Raw genomic sequence first — 5,893 nt, forward strand, 5'->3', positions numbered from 1 at the left:
GGTCGGTTGCACCCGACCTGGCCCAACATGTAAACAGATTGTCAGTATATAAAGAGTAATACCTCACATATAAAAACTGTTTTATTGTACAGGAGAAAGTCTCGTATACTCCCTGTCGTAAAAATTAGTATGACACTACCAAAATGTTGATAAAAGGTTGAACTTTTCGCTAAACATAAAGATTTGGTTACAATTTCCGAATATCTTTGAAGTTCGCTTACAGATAAGGCTAATGTTAGAAGTGAGGTAGTTCTGAAGGGTTACCTTGGGCAACAAAACTTCCGGGTTGCTCTTATATCGCACCGCACAACACGATTATTAGCGATTTCGCTAAAAACGCTATGTCCTGAAGATTTAGCTCTGACGCTAGAAACAGGACATAGCGTTTTTGTATATCCGGGGGAGGCAGAATATAAACTGGCCTCCTGAGCTGTTGAAATAAGAAGCATTACAAACATAGGGCTGTGGGTGCAGCATCTTGCGATGCCGCCCCACAGCCCTACAGTTTTAACGGAGCAAAGCTTTACCGAGTGGCTCGCTCTAGAAGCTGCAGTACGTTCTGGAAGGTATGTCCGGTTGCTTCGGTCATACCCTGTTCACAGGTGCGGTTTGATGACGCATATGCGGCGAACTCGTGCTCGTTTAGCTCAGCAGTCTCGGCACGGGTAGCGCTCTGCGTGAGCTCAGGGTGCAGCATGCCGCGGTCACCAGCGTAACCGCAGCATCCCCAGTTCTTGGGAACGTACACCTGATCGCTCATGGCGTTTGCAATCTTCTCAAATGCAGGCTGCACGCCCAAGTGAGTCATCGAGCAGGTAGGGTGCAGCGCCAGCGACGGCAGGGGAGTTGACACCGTGAGCTTAGGCAACAGCGTATCGGCAGCGAACTGTACCGAGTCAATAAGCTTCAACTGAGCGTAATCGGCCTCGTCTGCCCCCAAACCCTGCGTGATTTTATGCTCCACAGCGGCTGCAACTTTCGCGCGCATCACCTCAAGGCCTTCGGTGCACGAGGAAGCATCGCACACGATCGGGATGCGCCCGCCGTCGGTCGCCTGCCACAGCGCTTTGAGCACGCGGTCGCTCATAATCGAGTAGCCATCTGTATACCCCTTGGACTTCCACGGCGTGCCACAGCACATTTGGTCGATGTCCTCGGGAATCCGGTATTTCACGCCCGCCCGCTCGCAGAGGCGAATAAACGCCTGGGTCGCGTTCACCGGGTCGTGCTTACCGTCACCATCAACACCGCCGAACATGGCGTTCACGCAGGCAGGGAAGAACACAATATCGGGGTTTGCTTCCGCATGAGGAACGCGTGGCGCGCCGCCGGCAGAAAGCCCCTTCTTATAGGCGGGTACCATGTCTTCGCCGAAGAGTTTACGACCAATATCGGTGGCTCCGCGTACCACCGGGAACGGCAGCATTTTTGCGGCCGTGAGAGCCTTACCCGCCACTTTATCGATCGCACCCCAGTGTTTTGAGGCGAATTTCCACCCGGCGGCACCGAGGGCATCCTGGTTCTCGGCACGCAGACGGCGCACCAAATCACCCGTGTTGATCAGTACCGGGCAGCGCGTAACGCACATGCCATCTACCGCGCAGGTATCCACACCGTAGTATTCGTATTCTTGGCGTAGGCGTTCGGCAAGTTTAGTATCACCATTAGCCTCTGCTGCAGCAATTTCGCGGCGCAGCACAATGCGCTGGCGCGGGGTCAGCGTCAAATCCTTAGACGGGCACACCGGTTCGCAGTACCCGCATTCCACACACCGATCGACTTCTTCTTCAACGGTTTCGGCAACCTTCAGATCGGTGGCATAATCGGTGTCTTCGTCGGCAAGAACCACACCCGGATTCAAGAAACCCTTCGGGTCGATCAGGCGCTTAATCTCGCGCATGACCTCAAAGAGCTCGTCACCGAATTGGCGACGTACAAACGGCGCCATAATACGCCCGGTTCCGTGCTCTGCCTTGAGTGAGCCGTCAGCATCCAGAATGAGCTGTACCATTTCTTCGGTGAAGTCGCGGTACCGCACAAGCTGCTTGGCATCGCGGAACTGCTCGTTGAGCATGAAGTGAATATTGCCGTCTTTTGCGTGCCCGAAAATGACTGAGTCCTGGTAACCGTGGGCATCAAAAAGGGCGGTCAAATCGCGGCAGGTAGCACCAAGTACGTCCACCGGGACCACCACATCCTCAAGCAACGCATTCGTACCGGTGGGGCGGTTGCCTGCGACTGTGGTGTACAGTCCGCGACGTGCAGCCCAGAGCGCATTACGCTCAGAAAGTTTGCTGGTCATTTCGACCGGCGACACCACCGGGAGGGTATCAAACATGGGCGCGGCAGACGCGGCAAGATCGGTGAGCTCCTGCTCAGAGTTTCCCTGAAATTCCACAAGCAGAGCCGCATGATCACGCACATCAATAGCAGCAAGAGCCTCCGCCGCCTGCCCGGTACGCTGAGCCACACGAATACTGGTGGCGTCCATCAGCTCCACGGTAGCGAGCTTGTTAGCAACCAGTTCAGGCACGGAACGGGTAGCATCCAAGAGGTTATCGAATACGAGCAGACCGGTCGAAACGAATTTATGAATGGGCAAGGTGCGGTAGGTTGCCGAAGCGACGAAGCCGAGGGTACCTTCCGAACCAATCAGAAGATGCTGCAGAATATCAACCGGTGTGCTGTAATCCAGCAAAGAGTTCACGCCGTAGCCCATGGTGTTCTTCATGGAGTACTGTTGGCGGATGCGCGCAACCGATTCCGGGTTTTCGACCACGCGCTTGCGCAGGCGCAGCAGACCCTCGTGAATCTCGGGTTCGAGGGCGCGCAGGCGGGCATCCGCATCGGGCGCAGAAGTATCAATAACGGTTCCGCTGGGGAGTACGAACACCATAGATTCCAGCGTGTTGTAGGTGTTGAATTCGGTGCCGGAAGACATGCCCGAGGAGTTATTGGCGACCACCCCGCCGATAGTGCATGCCGACCATGAGGCCGGGTCAGGCCCGAGCTTATAACCGTAGGGCGCCAGCATATTATTGACCGCCATCACCGTGGCGCCGGGCTGAACGCGCACCCTCTTGCCGCCGTCAAGCACCTCAATTTTCTTGAAATTACGGCGGGTATCGACCATCAGCCCATCGCCGCTTGCCTGACCGGATAGAGACGTGCCGCCCGACCGGAAGGTGAGCGGCAAGTTGAAGGCGCTGGCGGCACGGAAAATATCGGCGACCGCCTCCGCTGAATCGGGGCGTACGATTCCAGCGGGCACCAGCAGGTAGTGCGAAGCGTCGTGCGAGATGGCGAGCCTGTCAATTTCTTTGACGCTGGAATCGAGGGCGTGCGCGCGGGTTTCGGCGAGCATATGCTCAAGGGCGTTGGCGTAGGGGGAGTTCAGAGCTTCGGATGTATTGGATACAACTGTCATGGGCCATAATCTCCTTACCGGTGTAGGTATAGTTCTCTTCCTATCCTTCCAGTATGTGCTTTTGCACACGTTATGTCTGCTTAGCTTTGCCTAGGCTTACGCGCCGGAATACCCGTTTTACTGAGGTATTATGACGGGAAACTATCGTTGATATTGTGTCCACCCTGAGCCGTTACCTGAAAATTTGCTGTGAACGCCGTAGAATAGTGATGTCCGTGCACCTGTACAGTGCGGATTAGTCTGCGCGGCTGCGCCTATCCTGGCCCCGTACGCTGGGGGAGTAGGCCCCGTGCCTAACCTAAAGGAGACACATGTCTGCCGCTGAAATGTCAGCACCCATCATGATCAGCGTATCCGGTGAGGAGCGGGAGGTTACTGCCGCCACCGCCGCTGAACTCTTTGCAGATAACGCAAAGATTGTGGTTGCCCGCGTGAATGGCACGCTGGTTGACCTTTCACACAAGCTCTCTGAGGGCGATACCGTTGAGCCCGTTTTCATTGACGAACCTGATGGCTTGAATGTGCTGCGCCATTCTGCGGCGCACGTGATGGCGCAGGCGGTGCAGGAGTACCGCAAGGACGCGAAGCTGGGCATCGGCCCCTATATTACGGATGGCTTCTATTTTGATTTTGATGTGGCTGAGCCCTTCACCCCCGAGGATCTGAAGAAGATCGAGAAGTCGATGATTAAGATCGTCAAGTCGGGCCAGCTGTTCCGCCGCCGCGTGGTGACCCATGTTGAAGCGGTTGAAGAGATGAAGAACGAGCCGTATAAGCTCGAATTGCTTTCGCTCAGTCAAGGCCCCGGTTCGGGTGCCGATGCCGCCGAGGGTGCCTCGGTTGAGGTTGGTGCGGGCGAGATCACGATTTACGACAATGTGCACCCGAAAACCGGTGAGGTGCTGTGGAATGACCTGTGCCGCGGCCCGCACCTGCCGAACACCAAGCTGATTGCTAACGGTTACGCGCTCATGCGTGCCGGTGGCGCGTATTGGCGCGGTTCTGAGAAGAACCCCATGCTTCAGCGTATTTACGGTACCGCCTGGCCCACGAAGGACGAGCTGGTGGAGTATAAACACCGTATTGCTGAGGCTGAGCGCCGCGATCACCGCCGCCTGGGCAAGGAGCTTGACCTGTTCTCGTTCCCGAAGAATATTGGCCCCGGCCTGCCGGTGATTCATCCTAAGGGCGGCGTGATTAAGCGCGAGATGGAAGATTATGTGCGCGCCCGCCATATTGCTGAGGGCTTCCAGTACGTGAGCACCCCGCATATCTCAAAGGAAGACCTGTTCTATACGTCCGGGCATCTGCCGTATTATGCGGACGGCATGTTCCCGGCGATGGAGCTCGATAACGGCAACTACCGTTTGAAGGCTATGAACTGCCCCATGCATAACGAGATTTACCGTTCGCGTGGGCGTTCGTACCGTGAGCTGCCGCTGCGTTTCTTCGAGTTCGGCACCGTGTACCGTGACGAGAAGTCGGGCGTGCTGCAGGGCTTGACCCGCGTGCGCATGATTACGCAGGACGATTCCCACTCGTATGTGACGAAGGAGCAGGCCCCCGATGAGGTGCGGCACCTGCTGAATTTCATGCTGAGCCTGCTGGAAGATTTCGGCATGACGGACTTCTACCTGGAACTTTCGACCCGCGACACTGAGGGTGATAAGAAGGATAAGTTTATCGGCACCGATGAGCAGTGGGAGCAGGCTACCGCCGTGCTGGAGCAAGTAGCGAAGGAGACCGGTCTTGAGCTGGTGCCTGACCCGGGTGGGGCCGCGTTCTATGGCCCGAAGATTTCGGTGCAGGCGAAGGACGCGATTGGCCGCACCTGGCAGATGTCTACCGTGCAGTATGACTTCAACCAGCCCAGCCGGTTTGGTTTGGAGTACCAGGCTGCGGACGGTTCGATTCAGGAGCCGGTGATGATCCACTCGGCTAAGTTTGGTTCGATTGAGCGCTTCCTGGGTGTGCTGACTGAGCACTATGCGGGCGCGTTCCCGGCATGGCTCTCACCGGTGCAGGTGATTTGTGTGCCTGTGGCGGAGGCTTTCAACGACTATATGACCGAGATCGCGGATAAGCTGCGTGAGCAGGGTGTGCGCGTTGAGGTCGATTACGGTTCGGATCGTTTTACGAAGAAGATTCGTACCGCCTCTACCGAGAAAGTGCCGTTCATTCTGATCGCTGGCGGCGAGGACGCGGAGGCTGGCGCAGTCTCATTCCGCTTCCGCGGCAACAAACAGGAGAACGGTGTGCCCGTGGATGAGGCTGTGGCACGTATTGTGGAGCATATCCGCAACCGCGTGAACGAAGACCCCAAGCCCAGCACTGAGGCTGCTGATAGTTCTAACTTTGAGGGTGTCACCTTTACTGAGGTAGCACACTTTAAGAATCATATTTTTACTGAAGTTGCTATTTTCAATAATGTAACCTTTGCTAAGGGTGCTGACTTCACGGGTGCCA

General features: G+C 56.1%; 2 protein-coding genes. One reads left to right on the forward strand and one right to left on the reverse strand.

Translation table 11 applies throughout. The features are described 5' to 3' along the window. Positions 1-523: 523 nt before the first annotated feature. Positions 524-3,427 (reverse strand): FAD-binding and (Fe-S)-binding domain-containing protein, encoded by a 2,904-nt coding sequence (locus HMPREF3016_RS09265; RefSeq protein WP_070741805.1) that lies wholly within the window; start codon positions 3,425-3,427, stop codon positions 524-526. 311 nt (positions 3,428-3,738) lie between these two features. Here HMPREF3016_RS09265 and thrS point away from each other — a divergent pair. Next, the coding region (gene thrS, locus HMPREF3016_RS09270; protein ID WP_246828532.1) for a threonine--tRNA ligase at positions 3,739-5,893 on the forward strand (2,155 nt) is incomplete at its 3' end.

This window comes from Rothia sp. HMSC065D02 (assembly GCF_001815285.1).
GTDB classification, from domain to species: Bacteria; Actinomycetota; Actinomycetes; order Actinomycetales; family Micrococcaceae; genus Rothia; species Rothia dentocariosa.

Excerpts from the sequence above, each read along its gene's own strand:
- HMPREF3016_RS09265 (WP_070741805.1), bottom strand. The coding sequence starts at position 3,427 with ATGACAGTTGTATCCAATACATCCGAAGCTCTGAACTCCCCCTACGCC.